A 26979-nucleotide genomic window follows, 5' to 3' on the forward strand; every position below is an offset into this window, starting at 1 on the left:
CGCCACGGCCCGCGCCCGCCGGATCTCCCGTCCGGCGGGCACGGGGCGGCGGCGGCCCGGTGACGGAGACGACGGACGGCCCAGCCGTCCCAGGAACACCGAAGGCCCCGGTCGTCACGACCGGGGCCTTCCCTTTGAGCGGACGACGAGGCTCGAACTCGCGACCTCAACCTTGGCAAGGTTGCGCTCTACCAACTGAGCTACGTCCGCCTGCTCCGCGCGTTCCCGTGCGGTGCGTCATCCACTATAGCCAACCCTTGGGGCCTTGGGCACACACCCCGGCACGACGGGTCGCCCGCGTCGCGTCCCACGGCGCGCGCGACGGGAGCACGGCGGCGGTGCGCACCCCGTCGAGGGCCTGCGGACGGTCCCTGTGGCGTTCCCCGGAGGTCGGCCAACTCGGGCTCGACGGCACCCACCAGAGCCCCGCGGGCCGTCGCGGACCCCTGGTGCGGGGCGGTTCCGGGCGCACGGGAGCAGCGGCGGGAGGTGGCGACCGCCGCCCGGGGCCAGGGGAGTTCGGGCGTCCGCCGTGTGGGCACCGTCACACCGGGCGGTTCCGGGAACACGAAGAAGACCCCGATCAGTGATCCGACCGGGGTCTTCCTTCAAGAGCGGACGACGAGATTCGAACTCGCGACCCTCACCTTGGCAAGGTGATGCTCTACCAACTGAGCCACGTCCGCACGGCGACTACTCTACCCGATCCTCAGGACCGGTCGAGCAATCAGAGCGGGTGACAGGAATCGCACACTGCGCCTTCCCCCTGGAAGGAGGATGTTCTGCTACTGAACTACACCCGCGTGGCCCGGGAGCCCGGCCTTTCGGCCCTGCCCTCGGCGTGCTCCAGACTCTAGCGGATCAACGGGGGTGGCTGTCCAATCGCTTCTTCCGGGTGATTCCCGGGCGGGGGCCCGGGAAGCCCGGCCGGGGCGCGGCCGCCGGTCAGCCGGCCTCGGCGTACGCCTCGTAGAGCTTCTTGGGGATGCGGCCGCGCGGCGGCACGTCGAAGCCCCGGGAGAGCGCCCAGGCGCGCACGGCGGCCGGGTCCGGGGCGAGCGAGGTGTGCTTGTAGGCCTTGCCGAGCCGGCTGCGGCGGCGCCCTGCCTCGACGTACGGGGCGAGGGCCTCGCGGAGCTGCTCGGCGTTGTCGGCGGACAGGTCGATCTCGTACGACTTCCCGTCGAGGCCGAAAGAGACCGTTTCCGCCGCTTCACCGCCGTCGAGGTCGTCGGAGAGCGTGACCACTACGCGCTGCGCCATGGATGCCGGTCCTTTCGATGGAGAAGGCCCTGGGGCCTGCGTTGGCCCCGTTGTTGTATCGAAGCCCCAGGGCCGGGGTCAATGCTTTCCCATTTACCCGGCCGCTCTTTTTCGCCGCGGCCACCGGGCGAATTCCTCCGGGTGTCGCGGCGGCAATCCGGCAGGGGAATATCCCGTGACCATTCTGGAATATCTACCCGCGTAGATTTTTCGGCGGGGTACGGTGGGGACATCTCACCGCAGCACACCACCGGGAGTGACCGTGGCACGCGTCGTAGTCGACGTCATGCTCAAGCCGGAGATCCTCGACCCGCAGGGCCAGGCGGTGCAGCGCGCGCTGCCGCGCCTCGGGTTCGAGGGAATCGCCGACGTCCGCCAGGGCAAGCGTTTTGAGCTCGAACTGGAGGGTCCGGTCGACGACGCCGCCCTCGCCCGTATCCGAGAGATGGCCGAGACCTTCCTCGCCAACACCGTGATCGAGGACTTCACCGTGAAGGTGGAGTCGTGACCGCACGCATCGGTGTCGTCACCTTCCCCGGGACGCTCGACGACCGGGACACCCAGCGCGCGGTCCGCGTCGCGGGCGCAGAGCCGGTGCCGCTGTGGCACCGTGACAAGGATCTCCACCAGGTGGACGCCGTCGTCCTGCCCGGTGGATTCAGTTACGGCGACTATCTCCGGGCCGGGGCGATTTCCCGCTTCTCGCCCGTGATGGAGTCGATCATCGCCGGCGCCAAGGACGGCCTTCCGGTCCTCGGTATCTGCAACGGCTTCCAGGTGCTCACCGAGACGCATCTGCTGCCGGGCGCCATGCTGCGCAACAATCACCTGCACTTCATCTGCAGGGACCAGAAGCTGCGCGTCGAGAACAACTCGACGTCCTGGACCGCCGATTACGAGCCGGACCAGGAGATCAGCATCCCGCTGAAGAACATCGACGGCCGCTACGTCGCCGACGAGCGCGTCCTCGACGAGCTGGAGGCCGAGGGCCGCGTGGTGTTCCGCTACGCGGACTGGAACCCCAACGGCTCGCTCCGGGACATCGCCGGCATCACCAACGCCGCGGGCAATGTCGTGGGCCTCATGCCGCACCCCGAGCACGCCGTCGAGTCGCTGATCGGGACCGGCCGTACCGACGGCCTCGGATTCTTCACCTCGATCCTCAAGAAGCTGGTTCACGCGTCATGACACTCGATTCCGTGAAGCACGCCACCGAGACTCCGGACACCGAGCAGCCGTGGGCCGAACTCGGCCTGAAGCAGGACGAGTACGACCGCATCCGGGAGATCCTCGGCCGCCGTCCCACCGGCGCCGAGCTCGCCATGTACTCCGTCATGTGGTCCGAGCACTGCTCGTACAAGAGCAGCAAGATCCACCTGCGCCAGTTCGGTGAGAAGGCCCCCGCCAACGACGCCCTGCTGGTCGGCATCGGCGAGAACGCCGGCGTCGTGGACGTCGGCCAGGGCTACGCGGTCACCTTCAAGGTCGAGTCGCACAACCATCCCTCGTACATCGAGCCCTATCAGGGCGCGGCCACCGGCGTCGGCGGCATCGTCCGCGACATCCTCGCCATGGGCGCCCGCCCGGTCGCCGTCATGGACCCGCTGCGCTTCGGCGCGCCGGACCACCCCGACACCAAGCGCGTCCTGCCGGGCGTCGTCGCGGGCGTCGGCGGGTACGGCAACTGCCTGGGCCTGCCCAACATCGGCGGCGAGGTCGTCTTCGACCCCTGCTACCAGGGCAACCCGCTGGTCAACGCCCTGTGCGTCGGCGTGATGAGGCACGAGGACATCCACCTCGCCAAGGCCTCCGGCGCCGGCAACAAGGTCATCCTCTACGGCGCCCGCACCGGCGGCGACGGCATCGGCGGCGTCTCCGTGCTCGCCTCGGAGACCTTCTCCGACACCGGCCCGGCCAAGCGTCCCGCCGTCCAGGTCGGCGACCCCTTCCAGGAGAAGCTGCTCATCGAGTGCACCCTGGAGATCTTCAAGGAGAAGCTGGTCGCCGGCATCCAGGACCTCGGCGGCGCCGGCCTGTCCTGCGCCACCTCCGAGCTGGCCTCGGCCGGCTCCGGTGGCATGCGCGTGGAACTGGACACCGTGCCGCTGCGCGACGCGACGCTCTCGCCGGAGGAGATCCTCATGAGCGAGTCGCAGGAGCGCATGTGCGCCATCGTCGAGCCGCAGTACGTCGACCGCTTCCTGGAGATCTGCGAGAAGTGGGACGTGATCGCCACCGTCATCGGTGAGGTCACCGACGGCGACCGGCTGGAGATCTTCTGGCACGGCCAGCAGATCGTCGACGTCCCGCCGCGCACCGTCGCCCACGAGGGCCCGGTGTACGAGCGCCCCTACGCCCGTCCCGCGTGGCAGGACGCGCTCCAGGCCGACGACGCCAACAAGCTGCCGCGCCCGGGGTCCGGCGAGGAGCTGCGCGCCCAGGTCCTGACGATGGTCGCGCACCCGAACCAGGCCTCCAAGGCGTGGATCACCGACCAGTACGACCGCTTCGTGCAGGGCAACACCGTGCTGGCGCAGCCGGAGGACTCCGGCATGATCCGCATCGACGAGGACACCAACCTCGGTGTCGCGGTCGCCACCGACGGCAACGGCCGCTACGCCAAGCTCGACCCGTACGCCGGTGCGCAGCTGGCGCTCGCCGAGGCGTACCGCAACGTCGCCACGACCGGCGCCAAGCCGCTGGCGGTCTCGGACTGCCTCAACTTCGGCTCGCCCGAGGACCCGGCCGCGATGTGGCAGTTCGCCGAGGCGTGCCGGGGACTTGCCGACGGCTGCCTGGAGCTGGGCACGCCGGTCACCGGCGGCAACGTCTCGCTCTACAACCAGACCGGTGACGTCGCCATCCACCCGACGCCCGTCGTGGCGGTGCTCGGCGTGATCGACGACGTCACGCGCCGCACCCCGGTCGCCTTCAAGGACCAGGGCCAGCTGCTCTACCTGCTGGGCGACACCAAGGAGGAGCTGGGCGGCTCCGCCTGGTCCCAGGCGGTCCACGACCACCTCGGCGGACTGCCGCCGGCGGTGGACCTGGAGCGGGAGAAGCTGCTCGGCGAGATCCTCATCTCGGCCTCCCGGGACGGGATGATCGACGCGGCCCACGACCTGTCGGACGGCGGGCTGATCCAGGCCGTCGTCGAGTCCTGTCTGCGCGGCGGCAACGGCGCGCGGCTGGTCGTGCCGGACGGCCTCGACCCGTTCGTGTTCCTCTTCTCGGAGTCGGCGGGCCGGGCGGTCGTCTCGGTGCCGCGCAGCGAGGAGCTCCGCTTCACCGACATGTGCGGCGCGCGTGGTCTGCCCGCGACGCGGATCGGTGTCGTCGACGGGGACGCGGTCGAGCTCCAGGGCGAGTTCGACATCCCGCTGGACGAGCTCCGCACGGCTCACGAGGGCACGATCCCGGCGATCCTGGCCTGATCCGTCCGCCGTCCTCACGCGCCCCCGTGCCGCCAGGCGCGGGGGCGCTTCGCCGGGGGGCCGTGACGGCGCCGTGGCGGACGGCCCCATACCCCAGGCCGCCGTGTGGGGCGCCGAACCGGTGCCGCTGTCCGCCGACTCCGGGGGCGGTTCCCTCGTCGACCGGGCGGCCGGACCGGTCCGCCCCGCACAGCCCGCGACCGGCGGTACTACTGTGCGTCCCGCAACCACCGGTACGACAAGGGGTGTCAATGTACGAGTACAAGGTCGTCAGCTTCCGCGAATCGCTGATCGGCGACGCCATCGACAACGACAAGCTGGAGAAGGCGCTCAACAAGCAGGCCGAGGACGGCTGGCAGCTCAAGGCGATCACCTCGGCCGACGTCAAGGGCCGCATCGGCCCGGGCGCGGTGGAGGGGCTGCTGCTCACCTTCGAGCGGGCCCGCCAGGCCTGACCGCCGGGGTCGGGGTGCGGGCCGGGCCCGGCGCGTAGGCTGCGGACATGCCGCCCACCGCCCGCAAGGCCCGCACCTACGACCCCGCCAGGACCCGCGCCGCGCTCACCGCGCAGTTGGGGCATGTCCTGGGGGCGGCCCATGGCCTGACGGAAAGTCAGCAGATGGCGCCCTCCGGGCTGCCGGGGTGGGACGTGCACACGCTGGTGGTGCACATCGCCCGGCAGTTGGAGGCCGTCGCGCGGGTGGTGAACGCGCCCGCCCCGGCCAGGGCGGACCTCGACCTCACCACGTGGGCGCGCTCCACGGCGCGCATCGCCGGCCCGCTGGACGCCGACACCCGCGAGGCCGCGGCGGCAACCACCGACGCCGCCGGCCGCCTCGAGGAGGCCGCCCACGGGCTCGCCTCGGTGCTGGACGAGGCGGTGGCGCCCGAGCGCCTGGTGGCGATCACGCTCGGCGCGATGCGGTCCGCGGACTTCCTGGTGACCCGGCTCGTCGAGCTGGTGGTCCACAGCGACGACCTCACCAGGGCCACCGGCGTGCCGGTCCCCCTGGAGCGGCAGGCCGTCGCCGCCGTCGTACGGCTCCTCGCGGACACCCTGGCCGTCGCCGTGCCCGGCAACTCCGTCGAGGTCCGTGTCCCGCCGTACGCGGCCGTTCAGTGCGTGCCCGGCCCACGCCATACCCGCGGCACCCCGCCCAACGTCGTCGAGACGGACCCGCTGACCTGGATCCGCCTCGCCACCGGCCGTACGTCCTGGGAAGACGCCCTCGCCTCCGCCGCGATCTCGGCGAGCGGCGAGCGCGCCGACCTGGCCCCGTACCTGCCCCTGCTGGGCTGAGGCGGACCCGGCACCCCCATAATGCGCCGGTGACCTCGACGACCGCACCGGCCGGCATGCCGGCCCGCCCATGGCTCGCCGCCGACGCCCGGCGCTGGGCCGCCGCGCGCCCGCCCGGGTGGGCACGGCCGGTCTGGGCCGCCGCGACGCTGGTGGTGGCGGTGCTCGCGGCGGTCGTCCCCGTCGGGTGGGACCCGGTGTGCACGGTGGCGGCGCCCTGCGGACCGATGTGGCTGTACGCGATCGGCGCGATCGGCTTCTTCGTCCACGTGGCATGGCTGTTCCTGCTGCCCGAGGCGGCGCTGCTGTCCGCTCCACTGCTGCTGTTCTGGCTGACCGATCCCGCCTTCCGGGCCGACGGCGGAGCCGGACGGGCCGCGGACGCGCTGGTGGTGGCCGCGCTCTGCTGGGGCTGGGCCGCGGCCTTCGTACGGCTGCGGGTGCGCCGCCGGCAGCGCGCGCTGGCCCTGGAGGCCGCGGGAGGCGTGCTGCTCCCGGTACCGGAGCGGGTCGCGCCGGTGCGGCGGGGCGTGGTCCGGATCGCCGCAGGCCTGGCGGGCCTGGTGGTCGCGGTGGTGACCGCGGGCATCGCGGTGTCCGGTGACCGGGCGGACCGCCTCCACGCGGCCGCGGCCGCCCGCGTGGAGGCGGTCGTCGTCGCCAACGGCGCCGAGGACCACGTCGTCGCCCGCTTCGGCGACGGCAGCCGGCACCGCGTCGCGGTGATGTGGCCGGAGGACCACGAGCGAGGCTCCGGGCTGCCCGTGCTCGTCGACGGGGAATGGCGGCGCTTCGCCGCGGAGCCCTACGAGGACCGCACGGGGCTGCAGTTGCTGACGCTCACGGCGGGCGGCGCCGGTGCCACGCTGCTGCTGTCGGGGGCGGTCGCCGCGTTCCGGGTCCGGTCGCTGCGCCGTCGGCCCGCACCCGCGCTCCGGGTGCTGTGCGGCCGCGAGGACGGTCGCACCGTGATCCGCCCGGTGGACGGCGCCGCGGGTCCGCCGGTCCTGACGTACCGCGCGGCCGGGCCCGGCGCGTGGGCCCGCGGCGAGTGCGTGCTCTTCGGCCTGCCGGCCGAGGGGGCGGAACTGGTGCTGGTGGGCACCACGGCCTCAGGTGACGTGCTGTTCGCCACGACGGACTCACCCGCGCGGCGGTGGACGGAGCCGGCCCCCGACGACGAACCGCAGGGGCCCGGAGAGCACCGCCGGGAGGCGGAGGCACGGGTCGCCGAGGCGGCGGCCGCCATGAAGCCCGCCACCGCCCCCGTCGGCTGGCACGGCGGTGCGGCCGGCCGCACCCTGGGCGCGCTGCTCCTGCTGGGCGTTCTCGTCTTCCAGGTGGGCTCCAACGCGGCCTCGGCGTTCTCCGGCGAGGACTGGTGGCGCTCGGCGCTGTCGGTCCTGGGCAGCCTGTGGCTCGTCGAGAAGGCGGTGTCCATGATCACCTGGCGGATCACCGCCGGTCCCGACGGCCTCGCGGTCCGCCGGTACCTGCGTACCCGGCACGTCCCGTGGGCCGACGTGACCCGGGTCGTCCGCACCCCGGACGGCCGGCTGTTCGTGCGCCGCGTGAGGGGCCTCGAGGACCTCTCGCTGGGGGCCGTCGCCCTCCCGTGGTGGGAGCGGAGGCGGCGCCGCCCGGGCCCCGCGACACGCGCCGCGGCCGAGCTGACGGCCATGGTCCGCGACCCCGGACTGCGTCCCTAGACCAAGGTCACACGGCCAAGTGCCCCATGGGTTTACGCGCATAGAACGCGCTTTTGTCGGGTTCCCTCGTTCGGACGACGGCGGAACCTGCCCTAGACTCGGTGCCGTGCCACGTGGTGACGGACGACTCAACCACGACCTGCTCCCCGGCGAGAAGGGCCCCCAGGACGCTTGCGGCGTCTTCGGTGTCTGGGCCCCCGGCGAAGAGGTCGCCAAACTCACCTATTTCGGGCTGTACGCCCTGCAGCACCGCGGACAGGAGTCCGCGGGCATCGCAGTGAGCAACGGCTCCCAGATCCTGGTCTTCAAGGACATGGGCCTGGTGTCCCAGGTCTTCGACGAGACCTCCCTCGGCTCCCTCCAGGGCCACATCGCGGTCGGGCATGCCCGTTACTCGACCACCGGCGCCTCGGTCTGGGAGAACGCCCAGCCCACCTTCCGCGCCACGGCCAGCGGCTCCATCGCGCTCGGCCACAACGGCAACCTGGTCAACACCGCCGAACTGGCCGAGATGGTCGCCGCCCTGCCCCAGGGCAACGGCCGGGCCACCAAGGTCGCCGCGACCAACGACACCGACCTGGTGACGGCGCTGTTGGCCGGCCAGGCGGACGAGGACGGCAAGCCGCTCTCCGTCGAGGCGGCCGCTCGCCAGGTGCTGCCCCAGGTCCAGGGCGCCTTCAGCCTGGTCTTCATGGACGAGCACACGCTCTATGCGGCCCGCGACCCCCAGGGCATCCGCCCGCTGGTCCTCGGCCGCACCGAGCGCGGCTGGGTGGTGGCCTCCGAGACCGCCGCCCTCGACATCGTCGGCGCCAGCTTCGTCCGCGAGATCGAGCCCGGCGAGATGATCGCCATCGACGAGAACGGGCTGCGCGCCTCCCGCTTCGCCGAGGCCAAGCCCAAGGGCTGCGTCTTCGAGTACGTCTACCTCGCCCGCCCCGACACCGACATCGCGGGCCGCAACGTCTACCTCTCGCGGGTCGAGATGGGCCGACGGCTGGCCAAGGAGGCCCCGGTCGAGGCCGATCTGGTGATACCGACCCCGGAGTCCGGCACCCCGGCCGCGGTCGGCTACGCCGAGGCGAGCGGCATCCCGTACGGCTCGGGCCTGGTGAAGAACTCGTACGTGGGCCGGACCTTCATCCAGCCCTCGCAGACCATCCGGCAGCTCGGCATCCGCCTGAAGCTCAACCCCCTCAAGGAGGTCATCCAGGGCAAGCGCCTGGTGGTCGTGGACGACTCGATCGTCCGCGGCAACACCCAGCGCGCGCTGGTCCGGATGCTCCGCGAGGCGGGCGCGGCCGAGGTCCACATCCGGATCTCCTCGCCGCCGGTGAAGTGGCCGTGCTTCTTCGGCATCGACTTCGCCACCCGCGCCGAGCTGATCGCCAACGGCATGACCGTCGAGGAGATCGGCAAGTCGCTGGGCGCGGACTCGCTCGCGTACATCTCCATCGACGCGATGGTCGAGGCGACCACGATCGCCAAGCCGAACCTCTGCCGGGCCTGCTTCGACGGCGAGTACCCGATGGCGCTGCCGGACCCGGAGTTGCTGGGCAAGCAGCTGCTGGAGACCGAGCTGGCCGGCGGCCCCGACGCGGCCGACGCGCTCCGTCGCCCGTAAGCATTCGACGCAAGGACACAACACAGCCATGTCCGAGAACACCGGTGCCAGCTACGCCGCGGCGGGAGTCGACATCGAAGCGGGCGACCGCGCGGTCGAGCTGATGAAGGAATGGGTGAAGAAGGCCACCCGCCCGGAGGTCGTGGGCGGTCTCGGCGGCTTCGCCGGGCTCTTCGACGCCTCCGCGCTCAAGCGCTACGAGCGGCCCCTGCTGGCCTCCGCCACCGACGGCGTGGGCACCAAGGTGGACATCGCCCGCCGCATGGGCGTCTACGACACCATCGGCCACGACCTGGTCGGCATGGTCGTCGACGACCTGGTCGTCTGCGGCGCCGAGCCGCTCTTCATGACCGACTACATCTGCGTCGGCAAGGTCTTCCCGGACCGGGTGGCCGCCATCGTCAAGGGGATCGCCGAGGGCTGTGTGCTCGCCGGCTGCGCCCTGGTCGGCGGCGAGACGGCGGAGCACCCGGGCCTGCTGGGCGAGGACGAGTTCGACGTCGCCGGCGCCGGTACGGGCGTGGTCGAGGCCGACCGGCTGCTGGGCGCGGATCGCATCCGTAAGGGTGACGTCGTGATCGCCATGGCGTCCTCGGGTCTTCACTCCAACGGGTACTCGCTCGTCCGGCACGTGCTGTTCGAGCGGGCCGGCTGGGCGCTGGACCGGGAGGTCCCGGAGTTCGGCCGCACCCTTGGTGAGGAGCTGCTGGAGCCCACCCGGATCTACTCGCTGGACTGCCTGGCGCTGACCCGTACGACCGAGGTGCACGGCTTCTCGCACGTCACCGGCGGCGGCCTGGCCAACAACCTGGCCCGGGTCGTCCCGGACCACCTGCACGCCACGGTGGACCGCTCGACGTGGACGCCGGGCGCGGTGTTCGCCACCGTCGGCGAGCTCGGCGGCGTGCAGCGGCTGGAGCTGGAGAAGACCCTGAACATGGGCGTCGGCATGGTCGCCGTCGTGCCCCAGGAATCGGTGGACGTGGCCCTGACCACGCTGGCCGACCGGGGCCTGGACGCCTGGGTGGCCGGCGAGGTCGTGGAGCGCGGCGAGCACGCCGAGGCCGTCGGGCTGACCGGGGACTACGCGGGCTGACCGGTGGGGGGCAGCACGAAGCCGCCGGGCAGCACAAAGCCCGGTCCGGACGATGCCCGGACCGGGTCAGTGGTCAAGCTGGAACGGAATGTGTTGCGTCAAGCGCGACGGCGTTGTGATGAGGACTGGGACTCGTCGTCCTCGTCGTCGTCCTCGTCGTCGCCGTAGAGATCCGCGTACCGTGCGTACGGGTCGTCTTCCAGCTCGTCGTCATCGTCGTCTTCCTGTACCTCCGGATTGACCGGCAGTGTCGACGATGCGCCCAGCTCTTCGGCCAGACGTGACAGGTCCGTACCGCCGCTGTTGTACTTCAGCTGGCGGGCGACCTTCGTCTGCTTGGCCTTGGCCCGGCCGCGCCCCATTGGCTCGACCCCCTCAACGGTGGGGCTCGACGGCCCCGAGTCTTGACACGCGTTCACGATGTGGAACGGGCCCTCGGATGAGAGTCCCGGTCCGTAGGACTTCAACGGTACCTGCTTCCGAGGCCGCACGGTACGTCGCCCGCACGACGCGCGTCGGAGCAGGGGCCCGCGATGGCCCCGTCCTGGCTGGTCAGTCGCGATTTTACCTTCTTCCGCCACCGTCTGGCTGCCGGGGCGTGGTAACGGTCGGATGTCCGGCCCGCCGTCCTCGTCGCGGAGGCCCGCCGGGGGCCGCCCCGACTCGCGAGGACGCGCGCACACCGTACGTCGGCGGCACCCCGTGGGTGTCCGCTTTGTGACGGAAGACACGCCCCCGCCCGCGTGCGGACAGGGGCGTGCCGGTGGGACCGCGGCCCGGCCGCGGCCCCGCGGGTCACGGGCGCAGCCAGCTCTCCGCCGGGGTGCGCTCGGCCATGCGCTGCTCGGCCAGTCGGTCGGCGGCGGCGGCCGGCGGGATACCGTCGGCGGCGGCGCGCTCGAAGATCGCGAGCGTGGTGTCGAAGATCTTCGTCGCCTTGGCGCGGGCCCGTTCGAAGTCGAAGCCGTGCAGCTCGTCCGCGACCTGGATGACGCCGCCCGCGTTCACGACGTAGTCGGGCGCGTAAAGGATGCCGCGGTCGGCCAGGTCCTTCTCGACGCCCGGGTGCGCCAGTTGGTTGTTGGCCGCGCCGCACACGATCGAGGCGGTGAGGGCCGGCACCGAGTCGTCGTTCAGGGCGCCGCCGAGCGCGCAGGGTGCGTACACGTCCAGCGGGGTACGGACCAGGACGTCAGCGTCGGAGACCGCGGTCACCTGCGGATGACGGGCGATGATCCGGTCGACGGCCTCACCGCGGACATCGGTGATCACGACCTCGGCGCCGTCCTTGAGCAGGTGCTCGACCAGGTGGTGGCCGACCTTGCCGACACCGGCCACGCCGACCCTGCGGCCGCGCAGCGTGGGGTCGCCCCACTTGGCCTGGGCGGAGGCGCGCATGCCCTGGAAGACGCCCCAGGCGGTCAGCACGGAGGAGTCGCCGGCGCCGCCGTTCTCGGGCGAGCGGCCGGTGGTCCACCGCGGGGCGGTGCGGGAGACCACGTCCATGTCGGCCACATAGGTGCCGACGTCGCAGGCCGTGACGTAGCGGCCGCCGAGCGAGGCCACGAAGCGCCCGTAGGCGAGCAGCAGCTCCTCGGACTTGTCCATGTCCGGGTCGCCGATGATGACGGCCTTGCCGCCGCCGAGGTCGAGCCCGGCGAGCGCGTTCTTGTACGACATCCCGCGGGCGAGGTTGAGCGCGTCCTCGACCGCCGCCTCGTCGGAGGAGTACGCGTGGAAGCGGGTGCCGCCGAGGGCCGGGCCCAGGGCGGTGGAGTGGATCGCGATGACGGCCTTGAGGCCACTGGCGCGGTCCTGGCACAAGACGACCTGCTCGTGACCACCCTGCTCCGATCGGAACAGCGTGGAGACGATGCCTGGTGTCTGACGTACGTCGGTCACTGTGGTGACTCCCGAATGTCCAGAGGTCGCCCTCCGGGTGGGTGGGGGAGGGCCGGTTGGCAGAAGACTAGAACCACCCGGCCGTGAACATCTTCCCAGTGTCGTGGATCACTCCCCGTGCTGGAAGCGACGTGGGACGATGCCAGGGCGGAAGCCGTCACGAGGGAGCGGGTGTGGGCTTGTCATCGGTGCTGGTCCCGTACGCGGCCTATCTGCGGGTGTACGAGCCGCTGGCGGCCTTTCCGGAGCCCGACCGGGGGTACTGGTACCGGTACGCCGCCCAGGGTGCGCAGCGGACCGCACAGGACGAGCTGCGCCAGTCGCTGGCCGGTCTGCTGTCCGTCCCGCCCGTCGCCGTCCCGGTGCGCGAGAGCGGGGACGCGTTCGTCGCCGTCGTGGACGGTGTGACGCACGTCTGCCCCTGGCGTACCCGGTTGCGCGGCTGGCTGGCCCTGTCCGAACTGGTCGAGGAGTTCCCCGCCCCCGTGGTGGACGCGGTGCTGCCGCCGGTCGTGCGCGAGCAGGCGGAGGCGGACTTCGCGGCGTGGCGGGCGGAGAAGCCCGAGAACGCCGACGCCCGGCCGTGGATCCGCGGGGCGACGTGGCACGTCCCGGTGCGCTGGTTCGTGCTGTTCGACGACTCCGAGCGTGAGTACGAACCAGCGGGCGCGGGCGAGTCCAAGCAGCCGGTGATGCGTTACCGGACGCCCATGGTGCAGGCCCGCCGGCGGACGGCCCGGGCGCTGCGGGTGCTCAAGGATTCACTCGAAGAGGGACCCCTGATCGACGGCCTGGTAGATGTAGGGCGTTGGCTCGAGGAGTTCCACCCGCGCTCCCTGGTCGAACTCGACTACGGCGGGCTCGTCCACGCCATCGCCCACGACTCCCTCGCGGAGGACCGGTCGGCCGCCGACGTGGCGGAGGCGCTGGCCGCGCTGCGGGACGAGGACGGCACCCGGGCCGGCGAGGCGTACGAGCGGCTCACCGACCGGTGGCGGGCCGTCAGGGAGCTGCAGTACGCGAGTTGAGGGTCCGTCGGGAGCGGTCGCCGGGGAGGGACTTTGGTCCTGAGTCCGGCTGACCGGTACCTTTGGCCTAAGCGTGACCTAAAGCACGTTTAGGGGTCTTGCCCTCATCCCCACCCCCCATGACAATATGGGACATCGGGTCCAGAAGGACCTCTTTCCACTCGCTCTGGGTGGAATGTCCGGGATTGCATGCCCTTGAGGTGGGGCTGTGGCTCGTGGGTTGGCTGTGACTGATCGTCACTCAGGTGTGACTGTCCGTTATGGCCCGGTCCATCGGCTTCCGTCGAGCTTAGACACCTCAGAGGGCAAATCCATCGGTTTGGCCGACACGGCTGGACAGATGGTGTAGTTGTAGTGCCAAGGACAAGCCGTTCGTCCTATTACCGACTCGGCCCGCGTCCGCCATTTCGGGCAACGCGGGTCAAGGTGCAGAATTTAGAGGAAAGAACCGTGTTGGTTCGGTTCTCTCGAGGAGGCCGCTCATGACCGCTCGCACCCCTGATGCCGAGCCGCTGCTGACCCCCGCTGAGGTCGCCACGATGTTCCGCGTGGACCCGAAGACGGTCACGCGCTGGGCCAAGGCTGGCAAGCTCACGTCCATCCGCACGCTCGGCGGGCACCGCCGCTACCGCGAGGCGGAGGTCCGTGCACTGCTCGCGGGCATTCCGCAGCAGCGCAGCGAGGCCTGACCTGATCAAACGGGCGTCCACGCGAGGCCCCCAACTCGCCATGACGTCCGCTCCGATGGGTCCCTGCCCCCATCAGGGACACCCATAGGAACGTCGATCGCACCGGAGTCCGCCGGCTCCGGTGCGATCTTTTTTGTGCGTGTGATGTGTCCGTCTTGTGAGGGCTGGGCCAGGACTGGGCCCTCTGTCGTGAGTGCAATTGCACATATTAAATTGACGGTCCCACAGGAGGCCCCAAGTTCCCCCAGAGAGCGAACTTTTCGCGTGACTCCCGTCACATGTCGGAGTCTTGTTCCTCCGCCGTCTCGTGGGGTAGCGGGGCGGCCGTGCGCCGCGGGGTCAGCCGCATCAGGCCGGTGGCACACCGGACAGCGCCGGGTGAGGCCCCGCCGTCCGCCCCCGCCCCCCGCCGTCCGTCTCCCGCCGCGACCGCCAGGTGCGCGCGCGGCAGTTCCCGCGTCACGTCCCGGGGGAGTGCCCGGGTCCCTCGGCGTCGCGCTCATGTGCCAGGCGTACCACGCGGGAACGGCGGGAACCAGGGGACCGGCTCCCTCCGCCGTCGCATCCCGGCCACGCCGGCCGCCGCGCACGCAACAAAAAGGCCCGCGTCCTTCGCTGGACGCGGGCCTTGCTTCACTTGCGGTCCTGACGGGATTTGAACCCGCGGCCTCCACCTTGACAGGGTGGCGAGCACTCCAAACTGCTCCACAGGACCAGGCTTCGCGGCCGTCGTTCCCTGGCCGCGAGGAAGACTGTACAGCAGGTCAGAGGGTGATTGCGAACCCGATCAGCCCCAGGCTTCGTCGAGGGCCTTGAAGATGCGTTTGTCCGAGACGGGGAACGCCGTCCCCAGGGCGTGCGCGAAGTAGCTGACCCGCAGTTCCTCGATCATCCACCGGATGTCGCGCACCCGTTCGGGGACCGGGCGTCCGGCCGGCTGGGCGGCCAGGAGCTCGGCGTACTCGGTCTGGATCTCCCGCACCTTCTCCATGCGCGTGGTGTCGCGCTGGACGCCCGTGGGCATCTGCTGCAGCCGCCGGTCGACGGCCACCAGGTAGCGGAGCAGGTCCGGCAGCCGGCGCACCCCCGCGGCGGTCACGAAACCGGGCCCCACGAGGGCTCCCAGCTGCTCCTTGACGTCCGCGAGGTTCGCCACCAGGGCAAGGCTCTGGGTGGCCTTCACGCGGCGCTCACAGGCCTGCCAGGCGGCCAGCACCTGGCGCACCTGGGCGACCGTCCTGACCGTCAGCTCGACGAGGTCGGCGCGCACCGAGTCGTACAGCTTCCGGAAGGACTCCTCGTCCCAGACAGGGCCGCCGTGCTCCGACATGAGCCGGTCGGCGGCCGCGGTGACGCAGTCGTCGAACAGGGCGGTCACCGAGCCGTGCGGGCTGCGCGACAGGGCGAGCTTGTCCTGGTTGGACAGCCGGTCCGCGGCGAACTTCGCCGGGTTCGCCGGCACGTTCAGCAGGATCAGCCGGCGTGTGCCGCGCCACATCGCCGCGGCCTGCTCGGCCTCGGTGTCGAAGAGCTGCACGCCCACGCTCTCGCCCTCGTCGACCAGCGCCGGGTACGCCTTGACCGGCTGCCCGGACCGCCGCGTCTCGAAGGTGCGCGGCAGGGTGCCCACCGTCCACTGCTTCAGCCCCGTGCGCCGCTCGATGCCGATGGAGCCCGAGGCGTCGAAGGCCTTGCTGATCGCGGCCTTGGTCTTCGGCCGCAACCGCAGCTTCAGCGCCTCCAGGTCCTTGTCCTCGGCCAGCTTGCGGCGGCGCTCGTCGGTCACCCGGAAGGTGATCTTCAGATGGTCCGGGACCTTGGCGAGGTCGAAGTCCTCGGCGGTGACGGGCACGCCCACCATCCGCTGCAGCTCCCTCGCCAGCGTCTCGGGCATGGGGTCCCCCATACCGAAGGTCAGGGGAGGGTCCTGCACGGGGACGACACGGTCGAGGAAGGCCTTCGCGTAGTTCGGCGCCGGCACGTAGTGGCGGCGGATGGCCTTGGGCAGCGAGCGGATCAGCTCGGTGACGACCTCCTCGCGCAGGCCCGGGATCTGCCAGTCGAAGCCGTCCGGCGTGACCTGGTTGAGCACCTGCAGCGGGATGTGGACGGTCACGCCGTCCGCGTCCGTACCCGGCTCGAACTGGTACGTCACACGGAACTTGAGCTTCCCCTGCCGCCACGAGTCGGGGTAGTCGTCCTTGGTGACGGCCTCGGCGTTCTCGTTGATGAGCATGGAGTGCTCGAAATTGAGCAGCTCCGGCTCCTCGCGGCGCTTGTGCTTCCACCACGAGTCGAAGTGCGCGCCCGACACGACGTGTTCGGGGACCAGGCGGTCGTAGAAGTCGAAGAGCGTCTCGTCGTCGACGAGGATGTCGCGGCGCCGCGCCCGGTGCTCCAGCTCCTCCACCTCGGCCAGCAGCTTGCGGTTGTCGAGGAAGAACTGGTGGTGGGTGCGCCAGTCGCCCTCGACGAGCGCGTTGCGGATGAACAGCTCGCGGCTGGTCTCCGGGTCGATCTTCCCGTAGTTGACCTTGCGGTCGGCCACGATCGGCACGCCGTACAGCGTCACTTTCTCGAAGGCCATGACCGCGGCCTGGTCCTTCTCCCAGTGCGGTTCGCTGTAGGACCGTTTCACCAGGTGCTGGGCGAGCGGCTCGATCCAGTCCGGCTCGATGCGGGCGTTGACCCGGGCCCACAGCCGCGAGGTCTCCACCAGCTCGGCCGACATGATCCACCGCGGCGGCTTCTTGAAGAGCGAGGAGCCGGGGAACACCGCGAACTTGGCGTTGCGGGCGCCCAGGTACTCGTTCTTGCTGTCGGTGTCCTTCAGGCCGACGTGCGACAGCAGACCGGCCAGCAGGGACTGGTGCACATGCTGGAGGTTGACCTCGTGGTCGCCCTCGGCGAGGTGGATGCCCATCGTCTTGGCGACCGTGCGCAGCTGGCTGTAGATGTCCTGCCACTCGCGGATGCGGAGGTAGTTGAGGTACTCGGTGCGGCACATCCGGCGGAAGGCGGAGGAGGACAGCGCCTTCTGCTGCTCGCGCACGTACCGCCACAGGTTGAGCAGCGCCATGAAGTCGCTGGTCTCGTCGGCGAAGCGGCGGTGCTTCTCGTCGGCCTGCTGCTGCTTGTCCTGGGGGCGTTCCCGCGGGTCCTGGATCGACAGGGCGGCCGCGATGACCATGACCTCGCGGACCACGCCGTTGCGCTCCGCCTCCAGCACCATGCGGGCCAGTCGCGGGTCCACCGGCAGCTGGGAGAGCTTGCGGCCGGTCTGCGTGAGCTTCTGCCCGTCGAGCGCGCCGAGCTCCTGCAGCAGCTGGACACCGTCCTTGATGTTGCGGGCGTCCGGCGGGTCGATGAAGGGGAAGCGGGAGATGTCGCCGAGACCGGCCGCGGTCATCTGCAGGATGACGGAGGCCAGGTTCGTGCGGAGGATCTCGGCGTCGGTGAACTCCGGGCGGGACTCGAAGTCGTCCTCGGAGTACAGCCGGATGCAGATGCCGTCCGCAACCCGGCCGCAGCGGCCCTTGCGCTGGTTGGCGCTGGCCTGGCTGATCGGCTCGATGGGCAGCCGCTGCACCTTGGTGCGGTGGCTGTAGCGGGAGATGCGGGCGAAGCCCGTGTCGATCACGTACCGGATGCCGGGGACGGTGAGCGAGGTCTCCGCGACGTTGGTGGCCAGCACGATACGGCGGCCCGTGCCGCGCTGGAACACCTTGTGCTGCTCGGCCGAGGACAGCCGCGCGTACAGCGGCAGGACCTCGGTGAGGCGCAGCTGTCTCTTGTTCAGGGCGTCGGCGGTGTCGCGGATCTCCCGCTCGCCGGAGAGGAAGACCAGGATGTCGCCCGGGCCCTCGGCCTGGAGCTCGTCGACCGCGTCGCAGATCGCGGTGATCTGGTCGCGGTCGTCGTCATCGGCATCTTCGGCGAGCAGCGGGCGGTAGCGCACCTCCACCGGATACGTACGCCCGCTGACCTCGACGATCGGGGCGTCGCCGAAGTGCCGGGAGAAGCGCTCCGGGTCGATCGTCGCGGAGGTGATCACGACCTTGAGGTCGGGGCGGCGGGGGAGCAGCTGGGCGAGGTAGCCCAGGATGAAGTCGATGTTGAGGCTGCGTTCGTGGGCCTCGTCGATGATGATCGTGTCGTACTGGCGCAGCTCCCGGTCGGTCTGGATCTCGGCCAGCATGATGCCGTCCGTCATCAGCTTGACCAGCGTGCCGTCGCCGACCTGGTCGGTGAACCGGACCTTCCAGCCGACCGCGCCGCCCAGCGGGGTGCGCAGCTCCTCCGCCACGCGTTCGGCGACCGTGCGGGCGGCGATCCGGCGGGGCTGGGTGTGGCCGATCAGGCCGCGGACGCCGCGGCCCAGCTCCAGGCAGATCTTGGGGATCTGCGTCGTCTTGCCGGAGCCGGTCTCGCCCGCGACGATCACGACCTGGTGGTCGCGGATCGCCTCGAGGATCTCGTTCCTCTTCCGGCTGACCGGCAGCTGCGCGGGGTAACTGATCGCGGGTATGGCCGTGCGCCGCGCCTCGACCTTCAGCGCGGCCTTGTCGATCTCCGCCCGGATCTCGGCGAGCACGGCCGAGCGGGCCTCGGGCTTGCGGATGCGGCGTGCACCGTCCAGGCGACGGCCGAGGCGCTGCGCGTCGCGCAGGGTGAGCTCGGCCAATCGTGCGGCGAGCTCACCGAATACGGGGGAGGGGGGCTGCGTAGACATACGCGTCCCAGCATCGCATCCGCCGTGCGCGCAGGGCGAACCGATTACCGGTGGCACCCCGGTCCACCAGGGCGGCGACCAGGACGGAGATGTCCAGCACGATCACTCGCCCCTCCCCTCCCTTCGGGCGGCGGGGATGTCCTTCATCGACACGGTGCTCCGGAGCCCTCGGCGGGTCGGAGCGAGTCCTTCCTCGGCAGCCGGCTGTGCGGTTTCCTCCTCGAGGTGGATCGGCAGGCCCCTGGAGCGGCCGTCCTGACTCCTCCGCACGTCGACGCGGTACGGCGTAGGCGTCGTCGTTGGGGCTCGGCCCGCGGCCAGGGAAAGCGCGAGGCGCCGGGCCCCCGTGGAGGGGCCCGGCGCTGGGGATTGCAGGTCGCCCGCTTGACGACGACGCCGTCGCCCGGCCGTGCTCGCGCTGGTGGTGGAGCCGCCCGCGTCGTACCAGCGCCAGGAGCCACTGGTCCAGTGATCGTGGAGAGGGGCTCACGCCCTGGTCAGGGGCGCCGGTGGCCGGTGGCGGAACGGGTCGGGAGGCTACTTCCTCGGCAGCAGCTCCGGCCTCAGCATCAGCTCACGCAGCTGCTCACGACTCAGCGGCGGCGTCTTCAGCAGCGGTCCCAGCTCGTTCTTCCCCTCGAATCCGGTGCTGTCCCTTGCCGCCAGGACCTGGCCGTCCGGCAGCGTCAGCCGGCCCACGAGCTCCGGGCCCCAGGTCTGGGAGGCCCCGATGGGGCTCATGCTCGGGGAGACGAGGCCGGGGCCTGCCGTGGCGCCTTCCTGCCAGATGGTGAGCACGCGCCCGTCCGGCAGCTGCTCGCGCACGCAGTCGCTGTGGCCGCTGTCCGGTTGGCAGAGGTCGTCGGGCATTCCCTTGCCGCCGGTCTTGGCGTCGATGTACTCGCCGGTCATGATCCTGATGTGCAGGTAGCCGACGCCTCCGTCACGGCGAACCGCGTACTGGCCGTCCAGCGGCCCCACATGCGGCTCCTCGGCGTGCTTGGCGTCCGCCTGCTTGACCAGCACCGCCCAGGAGACCTGCTCGATCTCTCCCACTGCCGGAGGCAGCAGCTTTGCCAGCTTCTTTGCCTGGCCGCTGCCGCCCGTCAGCTCGACCGGAGCGGCCACCGACGTCCCGCCGGATTCCCGCCCCCCCGCCATTCCCGGAACGACCACCGCTCCCGCCGCGACGACGGCGAGTGCCGCACCGCTCACCACGGCCCGTCGCCGCCACCGGATGCGCGATGCCTTCGCGTATACAGCGTCCGTGCTGAAGGAGGGCTGCCCCGCCTCTTCCACGGCGCGTCCCAGCAGCGTCCGCACTTCTGTGGTGTCCATGCTCATACCAGCTCCTCCTGCATCTCGGCGCGCAGCGCCGCCAACCCCCGAGCCGTATGGCTCTTGACCGTGTTCACGCGCATACCGAGCAACTCCGCCGTGGCCTCGACGCTCAGGTCCTCCCAGTAGCGCAGCACCAGCACGGCGCGCTGTTTGGGGGTGAGGCGGGCGAGGGCCGCCCGGACCATCAGCCCGGTGTCCGAGTCGGCCGGCGGTGAGGCCGACTCAGGCAGTTCGCCGTATACGTGCTCGCGCCGCCAGAAGCGGCGCCGGGCGGCGATGAAGGTGTTGAGCAGGGTTTTGCGCGCGTATGCCTCGATGCTGTCGAGGCGGCCCAGGCGCCTGCCGCCGAGCACCACCTTCACCAGGGTCGTCTGGACCAGATCCTCGGCCTCGTCGCGGTTGCCGCAGAGCAGATAGGCGCTGCGGAAGAGCGCCGTACGCCGGCCCTCGACGAAGGCGCGCAGCGCGTCGTCGCCGGTCACCATTCCGCCCCTTTCCCGGTCCGCGCGGCGCGGACCGTCACACCACTCCAGTGCGGTGGGGCGGTCACCGGGTTGCGGTCGCCGGAAAGAACCTGACGGCACTGTCGGGGTCGGGTGGGTGTCGGTGTCGGTGTCGGTGTGCGACATGGCCGGTGCGGAACTCTTCCGTGCGCGCCCTCGACACGGGCTCGAAGCGTCTCAGGTACCTCCCGCCGGCTGAGACAAGGGATTCCCGCTCTCGGTTCGCGTGTCTGTGGATGTGGTGACGGCTGCGCCCAGGACCACGGGTGCGTCACGTCGTCCGGTCGCGATGAGCACTGCCCGGTCTCCGTTGCGTAGGTGGTGCGATCAGCCGGCTGGGTCCTGGGGCCGGAGCGATCGCAGGCGTTGCACGGTCGGCGTCTCGGGAGGAAGCTGCGTACGGGCGACTCTTGCGCCAACGCGAAACCCCCGCCGTCGGCGGCGGGTGAGAACTTGAGCCCGGCGGCCAGGAGACAGCCGCCGGGATTCAAGCCCCGTTCCCGATCCGGATCATTGGCGTAAGGGGCACGAAAGAGCCCCTCTCCAAAGATCGTGGAGAGGGGCTCTTGCCCTGATGGGCGCTGGTGGCTGGGGCCGGGGTCGAACCGGCGACCTATCGCTTTTCAGGCGATCGCTCGTACCAACTGAGCTACCCAGCCAGCGCGGTCCTGACGGGATTTGAACCCGCGGCCTCCACCTTGACAGGGTGGCGAGCACTCCAAACTGCTCCACAGGACCTTGCTCTGCGCTCCGTGCGAGAGACAGTCTCCCACACGTTCGTGCGTGCTCCCAACGGGATTCCGCCGCGCTGCGCGAGGGACGGATCGCCGGGTACGGGGCTTCCGGTCGGTGATTCTCGGTGACCGGTCGGACACGCGCTGGCGGGCCGATCTCGCTGGACCAGCGTATCAGACCCGGGGTGCTGCCACGCACGCGTGACCTGCGGGCCTGCGCCAGGGAGGGCACCGGCCGGGGCCCGGAAACACAGAAGGCAGCGCCGCCGGTGACCGGCCGCACTGCCAACGCGCATGGTCTGCGGGATGACGCAGACGTATGTGCCCCCAACGGGATTCGAACCCGTGCTACCGCCTTGAAAGGGCGGCGTCCTGGGCCACTAGACGATGAGGGCTGAATGACCCGCCGGGCGGATCTTCGGCCGTCGGGACGCGTCAGCAGCATATGGGATGCGAGGGGGGATCGCCAAAACGGTTTACGGGCTGCTCGTCGCCGTGGCGGAGGGTGTCCCCGAGGAGGTGGGAGAGGAGGCCCCGGGGCGGCCCGGCTCCACCTCCTCCGGGAGGTGACGGGAGACCTCGGCGGTGGACAGCCCGAGCCCGCCGAGGGTGATCTCGTCCCAGGCCTGCAGCGCGTGGGTGTCCTGGTCCAGATAGAGGACGGAGGCCTCCACCTTCTGCGGGGTGTCGCCCTCGACGGCGCGCAGTCCGCCGCCGCCGGTCGTGCCCTGCACCATCAGCCGGCTGCCCTCCCCCAGGACGCTGACGTCCCGGGTGTGCGTGTGCCCGGCCAGGATCAGCGGGGCGACACCGTCGGTCTGGGCGGCGGCGATCGGGTTGTGGGCGACGGCGATGTCGACCTTGGCGCCCGTGGCGTTCTGCCGCCGGACGGCCTCGGCCAGCTTCCGCCCCGCCAGCCGTTCCGACGGGTCGCCGGCCGCCTCGACCGAGCGGTCCGGGGTGAACTGCGGGTCGCCGATGCCGGCGATGCGCAGCCCCCTGACGACCACGGACCGGCCGTCGTCGACCACGTAGGCGTTGGCCCGGCCCGCGACGGCGCGCTGGCTGTCCATGGAGTCGTGGTTCCCGCGGACGAAGACGTAGGGCGCGCCCAGGTCGGGGATGGCGGAGGTGAAGCCGTTCTCCGCGGTGGTGCCGTGGTCCATCAGGTCGCCGGTGTCGACGATCACGTCGATCTTGTACTCGGCGACCACGGACTCGATGATCTGCCAGGCCGCCGGGTTGAGGTGGATGTCCGAGACGTGCAGCACGCGCAGCGTGGTCGGATCCGGGTGGTACGCGGGCAGCGTGGACGTCGCGTCGTACAGCCGGGTCATGTTGGTCACCAGGCGGGCGAGTTCCTGCTGGTAGATGTCGAAGTCGCTGACGATGCTGCGCGCGTTGCCGACCACCGAGGGGGCGCTGCTCAGCAGCCCGGAGAACCTGGGCTCCAGGACGCTGCGCGGGTTCCAGGTGCCGTACGCGGTGCCCGCGCAGGCCACCAGCACCGCGAGGGACAGCCCGCCCGCGGCGAGGGCGCGGCGGGGCCTGCGGTAGACGGCCAGGCCCAGGGCGGTGGCGCCGGTCAGCGCGGCCACCGAGGACCGCAGCGCGAGCTCGGCCGTGCTGTGCTGGACGTCGGCGGCGACCTGGCTCTGCAGTCCGCTGATCCGCTCCGGGTGCCGCACGAGGGTCCGGGCCCGGTCGGGGTCGAGGGTGTCGACGTCCACGACCAGACGCAACGGGCCGTCGTGGCTGTCCAGTTGGAGGGAGCCCAGCGGGGAGACGTTGACCTTGGTGTCCCCGGTCCAGGACGGGTGCAGCGACATCCGGGTGTTCATCGGGCCGACCGGTTCCTCGATGCCGCCCAGCACCACCAGGCCGAGCCAGCCGCCCACCAGCGTCACCACGAGCAGCCCGAGCGCGCCCAGGTACGGGCCGGCGGGGGAGACGGGGAGCGAGGGGGCGGGCGGTGCGGCGGTGCGGCGGCGCCAAAGGTCACGGATACGGGGCACACGAGATCGAACGCGGACCATTGCCGACGTATGCCCTGGGCCGTCGCGGGCCATGCGCCGCAGGGCGGAGTGCCCCCGCGCGCCCGCGGGGGGTCATCGGGGCTCAGCCCCAGCCGAGTTCGTGCAGCCGCTCGTCCTCGATGCCGAAGTGGTGCGCCACCTCGTGGACGACGGTCGTGGCGACCTCGTCCACGATCTCCTCCTTCGTGGCGCACATCCGCAGGGTCGGGCCGCGGTAGATCGTGATCCGGTCCGGCAGGACGCCCGCGTACCACTCACCGCGCTCGGTCAGCGGCGTCCCCTCGTACAGGCCCAGCAGCTCCGGATCGGCGGGGTCGGGCTCGTCCTCGACGAACACCGCCACGTTGTCCATGACGCGGGTCAGCTCGGGCGGGATCCGGTCCAGCGCGTCGCTGACCAGTTCCTCGAACGCTTCGCGTGACATCTCCAGCACACCGCCATTGTCCGGGACGGAAGGCCGTTCGGGCAGCGTCCGACGCGGATTCCGGTGCCGGGCGCGGGCCAAGGGGTCGCCGGGCGGGAGGCGTTCGGTGACCCGCGCCGGGGGCGGTCCGGCCGCCGCGCGGCCGCGCTCCCGCCCGTACGGGCGTGTCCCCGAGGGCCGTGGGCCCGTTGGGCAGCGCGGAGCCCGATCCCGCGACGCCCCCCGCCGGACCCACCGGTCCCGCCAGATCCACCAGAGGTGCCCCCGTGACCCCTGCCACCGCCCGCGCGCGTACGGCGGCCGTGCTGCTCCTGCCCGTGCTCGCCCTGGGCTCCGCGTCCGGCTGCATGAGCGTGGGCGGCGCGGGCGGCGACGCCCAGCCGAAGGGCGCGTCCTCGGGCGTCGCCGGGGAGGCCGGCGACGCCGGGGGGACCTGGGAGGACGGCGGGATGGTGATGCCCGGCGGCCCCGGCGGGGTGGAGGGGCGGCCCGGGGCGCCCGCGCCCGGCGCCGGCTCGCCCTCGGCGTCGGCGCAGGAGTCGGTCCCGGGGCCGACGCAGGGCCCGGGCCGCTCCCACAGCCAGAAGCCGTCCGGGCGCCCTTCGTCCTCGGGACGGCCCTCGCAGTCCGCGCCGCCGTCCGACCGGCCGTCGACGACGTCCTCGCCCGGTGACGGTTCGCCGTCGCCGTCCGGGGGCGGGGAGTCGCCCGAGCCCTCGCCGTCCAGCGCGCCCTCGGTGAACGGTGCCGCGTGAGGGGCACGGGGGACCGAGAGGACCGAATTGGCCAAAGCGGTCTCGTATGCGTATGCTGGTAGATCGTTTGATCCCACTGCCCGGCGCCGAACCGAGACGCGCCGCGTTGGCGCGTTCCTTTTCTCCTGTGGCTGACCGCATCGAGGCGGTTGTAAGCAACCTCCGGAGCTGGCGCGTGCCGAAATCTCCGAGAGGTTTTAGCTTCAGCATGTCTATTGACACTGCCGACCGTTCCGCCATGCCCATCGACACCGACGGCACCGACGAGACCGTCACCGAGGAGCACACCGCTCCCGAGACCCCCACCGTGACCTTCGGCGACCTCGGCCTTCCCGAGGCGATCGTCCGCAAGCTGGCGCAGAACGGGGTCACCACCCCCTTCCCGATCCAGGCGGCGACGATCCCCGACGCCCTGGCCGGCAGCGACATCCTCGGCCGCGGCCGCACCGGCTCCGGCAAGACCCTCTCCTTCGGTCTGCCGCTGCTCACCTCCCTGGCCGAGGGCCGCACCGAGCGCAAGCGCCCGCGGGGCGTGATCCTCACCCCGACCCGCGAGCTGGCGATGCAGGTCGCGGACGCCCTGCAGCCGTACGGCGACGTGCTCGGCCTGAAGATGAAGGTCGTCTGCGGCGGCACCTCCATGCAGAACCAGATCTACGCCCTGGAGCGCGGTGTCGACATCCTCGTCGCCACCCCGGGCCGGCTGCGCGACCTGATCGAGCGCGGCGCCTGCGCGCTGGACCAGGTGCAGATCGCCGTCCTCGACGAGGCCGACCAGATGGCCGACATGGGCTTCCTGCCCGAGGTCACCGAGATCCTCGACCTGGTCCCGGCCGGCGGTCAGCGGCTGCTGTTCTCCGCCACGCTGGAGAACGAGATCGACACCCTGGTCAAGCGGTACCTGAAGGACCCGATCACGCACGAGGTCGACCCCTCGGCGGGCGCGGTCACCACGATGACCCACCACGTCCTGGTCGTGAAGCCGAAGGACAAGGCCCCGGTCACCGCCGCCATCGCCGCCCGCAAGGGCCGCACGATCATCTTCGTCCGCACCCAGATGGGTGCCGACCGGGTCGCCGAGCAGCTGCGTGACGCGGGCGTCAAGGCCGACGCCCTGCACGGCGGCATGACCCAGGGCGCCCGCACCCGCACCCTGGCGGACTTCAAGGACGGTTACGTCAACGTCCTCGTCGCCACCGACGTCGCGGCCCGCGGCATCCACGTGGACGGCATCGACCTCGTCCTCAACGTGGACCCGGCCGGCGACCACAAGGACTACCTGCACCGCTCGGGCCGCACCGCCCGCGCCGGCCAGTCCGGCACGGTCGTCTCGCTCGCCCTGCCGCACCAGCGCAAGCAGATCTTCCGGCTGATGGAGGACGCGGGCGTCGACGCCTCGCGTCACGTCGTCGGCGGGGCCGGGGCGTTCGACGAGGACGTCGCCAAGATCACCGGAGCCCGGTCGCTGACGGAGGTGCAGGCGGACGCGGCGGGCAACGCCGCCCAGCAGGCCGAGCGCGAGGTCGCCGACCTCACCAAGTCCCTGGAGCGCGCGCAGCGGCGGGCCGCCGAACTGCGCGAGGAGGCCGACCGCCTCACCGCCCGTGCCGCCCGTGAGCGCGGCGAGGACCCGGAGGCCGCCGTGGCCGCCGCCCAGGCCGAGGCCGCCGAGGCCGCCGCCGCGGCGACCGTCCCCGCCCCGGCCGCGGAGGCGTCCGCACCGGAGCAGCGCACGTTCCAGCGCCGCGACGACCGGGGCAACTACGAGCGCCGCCGTGACGACCGCCCGTCGTACAACCGGGACCGCGGTGACCGGGGTGACCGGGGTGATCGCGGTGACCGCGGATACGAGCGCCGTGACGACCGCCCGTCGTACAACCGGGACCGCCGTGACGACCGCCCCTCGTTCAACCGGGACCGTCGTGACGACCGCCCGTCGTACAACCGGGACCGTCGTGACGACCGCCCGTCGTACAACCGGGACCGTCGTGACGACCGCCCCTCGTTCAACCGCGACCGTGACCGTGACCGCGGTTTCGACCGCCGTGACGAGCGCCCGGCGCGTTCGTACGACCGGCGTGACGAGCGCCCGGCGCGCCCGCACGAGTCCCGTGACCGCCACTTCGGTGGCGACCGCCCCTTCAACCGGGACCGCCGCGACGACCGCCCGGGGTTCAACCGCGACCGTGACGCCAACGACCGCCGCCCGTACGGCCGTCGTGACGACCACCACCGCCCCGGCGGCTTCGACCGCCGCACGGACAAGCCGCGCTGGAAGCGCAACGGCTGACGCCCGCTGAACAGCTGAACGAACGAGAGCCCGGCAGCACTTCGCTGCCGGGCTCTCGGCGTTCGTTCGGCTCGCCTGGCACCTGGCCGGGGGGAGCCTCGGCGGCCGCGGTCGACGAT

General features: G+C 71.5%; 20 protein-coding genes and 7 tRNA genes. 12 read left to right on the forward strand and 15 right to left on the reverse strand.

Translation table 11 applies throughout. The features are described from left to right. Window positions 1-137: 137 nt before the first annotated feature. From ACRWNP_RS02405 to ACRWNP_RS02420, 4 genes are all read right to left on the reverse strand, one after another. A tRNA-Gly gene (locus ACRWNP_RS02405) sits at window positions 138-210 on the reverse strand. Between the two features lie 403 nt (window positions 211-613). Continuing rightward, a tRNA-Gly gene (locus ACRWNP_RS02410) sits at window positions 614-686 on the reverse strand. 45 nt (window positions 687-731) lie between these two features. Continuing rightward, window positions 732-803 (reverse strand) — tRNA-Gly (locus tag ACRWNP_RS02415). A 142-nt stretch (window positions 804-945) separates the two neighbouring features. After that, the gene (locus ACRWNP_RS02420) at window positions 946-1263 is read right to left on the reverse strand and encodes a histone-like nucleoid-structuring protein Lsr2 (protein ID WP_431959170.1); all 318 of its coding nucleotides are present in this window, start codon (window positions 1261-1263) and stop codon (window positions 946-948) included. A 262-nt stretch (window positions 1264-1525) separates the two neighbouring features. On the opposite strand from ACRWNP_RS02420, the gene purS reads away from it, so the two are divergent. The 8 genes from purS (at window position 1526) to purM (ending at window position 10426) form a co-directional block, all read left to right on the forward strand. Continuing rightward, on the forward strand, window positions 1526-1771 hold the full coding sequence (gene purS / locus ACRWNP_RS02425) for a phosphoribosylformylglycinamidine synthase subunit PurS (protein WP_089222639.1): 246 nt from the start codon (window positions 1526-1528) through the stop codon (window positions 1769-1771). Further along, window positions 1768-2451: a phosphoribosylformylglycinamidine synthase subunit PurQ gene (gene purQ / locus ACRWNP_RS02430; RefSeq protein ID WP_431959171.1), complete on the forward strand. Its 684-nt coding sequence runs from the start codon at window positions 1768-1770 to the stop codon at window positions 2449-2451. Before purS ends, purQ begins: the two co-directional genes overlap by 4 nt. Next, on the forward strand, window positions 2448-4697 hold the full coding sequence (purL, locus tag ACRWNP_RS02435) for a phosphoribosylformylglycinamidine synthase subunit PurL (protein ID WP_431959172.1): 2250 nt from the start codon (window positions 2448-2450) through the stop codon (window positions 4695-4697). The genes purQ and purL overlap by 4 nt, the downstream gene beginning before the upstream one ends. Before the next feature lie 251 nt (window positions 4698-4948). Next, window positions 4949-5152: a DUF4177 domain-containing protein gene (locus tag ACRWNP_RS02440; RefSeq protein WP_431959173.1), complete on the forward strand. Its 204-nt coding sequence runs from the start codon at window positions 4949-4951 to the stop codon at window positions 5150-5152. Window positions 5153-5199: 47 nt separating this feature from the next. Beyond that, window positions 5200-5997 carry a sterol carrier family protein gene (locus ACRWNP_RS02445; RefSeq protein WP_431959174.1) on the forward strand — a complete coding sequence of 266 codons (798 nt, stop codon included), beginning with the start codon at window positions 5200-5202 and terminating at the stop codon, window positions 5995-5997. A 29-nt stretch (window positions 5998-6026) separates the two neighbouring features. Next, window positions 6027-7706, forward strand: coding sequence for a PH domain-containing protein (locus tag ACRWNP_RS02450; RefSeq protein ID WP_431959175.1), 1680 nt, complete (start codon window positions 6027-6029; stop codon window positions 7704-7706). Window positions 7707-7812: 106 nt separating this feature from the next. Then, entirely contained in the window at window positions 7813-9330 is a 1518-nt protein-coding gene (gene purF, locus ACRWNP_RS02455) for an amidophosphoribosyltransferase (protein WP_431959176.1), read from the forward strand. A 28-nt stretch (window positions 9331-9358) separates the two neighbouring features. Further along, window positions 9359-10426: a phosphoribosylformylglycinamidine cyclo-ligase gene (gene purM / locus ACRWNP_RS02460; protein WP_431959177.1), complete on the forward strand. Its 1068-nt coding sequence runs from the start codon at window positions 9359-9361 to the stop codon at window positions 10424-10426. Between the two features lie 98 nt (window positions 10427-10524). Here purM and ACRWNP_RS02465 read toward each other — a convergent pair whose 3' ends face one another. Together ACRWNP_RS02465 and ACRWNP_RS02470 are read right to left on the reverse strand one after the other, a co-directional pair. Then, window positions 10525-10893: a DUF3073 domain-containing protein gene (locus tag ACRWNP_RS02465; protein WP_245938689.1), complete on the reverse strand. Its 369-nt coding sequence runs from the start codon at window positions 10891-10893 to the stop codon at window positions 10525-10527. 328 nt (window positions 10894-11221) lie between these two features. Then, complete coding sequence (locus ACRWNP_RS02470) at window positions 11222-12328, reverse strand: Leu/Phe/Val dehydrogenase (RefSeq protein WP_431959178.1); 1107 nt, start codon at window positions 12326-12328, stop codon at window positions 11222-11224. Between the two features lie 173 nt (window positions 12329-12501). Between ACRWNP_RS02470 and ACRWNP_RS02475 the strand changes: the two genes are divergently transcribed. Together ACRWNP_RS02475 and bldC are read left to right on the forward strand one after the other, a co-directional pair. Next, window positions 12502-13356, forward strand: coding sequence for a hypothetical protein (locus ACRWNP_RS02475; protein ID WP_431959179.1), 855 nt, complete (start codon window positions 12502-12504; stop codon window positions 13354-13356). A gap of 482 nt (window positions 13357-13838) precedes the next feature. Further along, window positions 13839-14045: a developmental transcriptional regulator BldC gene (bldC, locus tag ACRWNP_RS02480; RefSeq protein ID WP_003949541.1), complete on the forward strand. Its 207-nt coding sequence runs from the start codon at window positions 13839-13841 to the stop codon at window positions 14043-14045. A 640-nt stretch (window positions 14046-14685) separates the two neighbouring features. On the opposite strand, the gene ACRWNP_RS02485 is transcribed toward bldC, so the two are convergent. The 9 genes from ACRWNP_RS02485 to ACRWNP_RS02525 all read right to left on the reverse strand — a co-directional run bounded on the left by ACRWNP_RS02485 (window position 14686) and on the right by ACRWNP_RS02525 (window position 23824). Next, window positions 14686-14760, reverse strand: a tRNA-Asp gene (locus ACRWNP_RS02485). 72 nt (window positions 14761-14832) lie between these two features. Continuing rightward, the gene (gene hrpA / locus ACRWNP_RS02490) at window positions 14833-18777 is read right to left on the reverse strand and encodes an ATP-dependent RNA helicase HrpA (RefSeq protein WP_431959181.1); all 3945 of its coding nucleotides are present in this window, start codon (window positions 18775-18777) and stop codon (window positions 14833-14835) included. A 537-nt stretch (window positions 18778-19314) separates the two neighbouring features. Then, on the reverse strand, window positions 19315-20115 hold the full coding sequence (locus ACRWNP_RS02495) for a hypothetical protein (RefSeq protein WP_431959182.1): 801 nt from the start codon (window positions 20113-20115) through the stop codon (window positions 19315-19317). 2 nt (window positions 20116-20117) lie between these two features. Then, entirely contained in the window at window positions 20118-20603 is a 486-nt protein-coding gene (locus tag ACRWNP_RS02500; protein ID WP_431959183.1) for a SigE family RNA polymerase sigma factor, read from the reverse strand. Between the two features lie 600 nt (window positions 20604-21203). Continuing rightward, window positions 21204-21280: transfer RNA gene (locus tag ACRWNP_RS02505), tRNA-Phe, on the reverse strand. 4 nt (window positions 21281-21284) lie between these two features. Further along, window positions 21285-21359: transfer RNA gene (locus ACRWNP_RS02510), tRNA-Asp, on the reverse strand. A 318-nt stretch (window positions 21360-21677) separates the two neighbouring features. Then, a tRNA-Glu gene (locus ACRWNP_RS02515) sits at window positions 21678-21750 on the reverse strand. Window positions 21751-21831: 81 nt separating this feature from the next. Beyond that, window positions 21832-23391 carry a metallophosphoesterase gene (locus ACRWNP_RS02520; protein ID WP_431959184.1) on the reverse strand — a complete coding sequence of 520 codons (1560 nt, stop codon included), beginning with the start codon at window positions 23389-23391 and terminating at the stop codon, window positions 21832-21834. An 82-nt stretch (window positions 23392-23473) separates the two neighbouring features. Beyond that, a complete protein-coding gene (locus tag ACRWNP_RS02525) occupies window positions 23474-23824 on the reverse strand; it encodes a metallopeptidase family protein (RefSeq protein WP_431959185.1) in 351 nt (116 codons plus the stop codon). Between the two features lie 257 nt (window positions 23825-24081). Between ACRWNP_RS02525 and ACRWNP_RS02530 the strand changes: the two genes are divergently transcribed. Together ACRWNP_RS02530 and ACRWNP_RS02535 are read left to right on the forward strand one after the other, a co-directional pair. After that, a complete protein-coding gene (locus ACRWNP_RS02530) occupies window positions 24082-24570 on the forward strand; it encodes a hypothetical protein (protein ID WP_431959186.1) in 489 nt (162 codons plus the stop codon). Window positions 24571-24778: 208 nt separating this feature from the next. After that, window positions 24779-26860, forward strand: coding sequence for a DEAD/DEAH box helicase (locus ACRWNP_RS02535; RefSeq protein WP_431959187.1), 2082 nt, complete (start codon window positions 24779-24781; stop codon window positions 26858-26860). Window positions 26861-26979 lie beyond the last annotated feature (119 nt).

The organism is Actinacidiphila sp. bgisy160 (genome assembly GCF_965342435.1).
Taxonomy (GTDB): Bacteria; Actinomycetota; Actinomycetes; order Streptomycetales; family Streptomycetaceae; genus Actinacidiphila.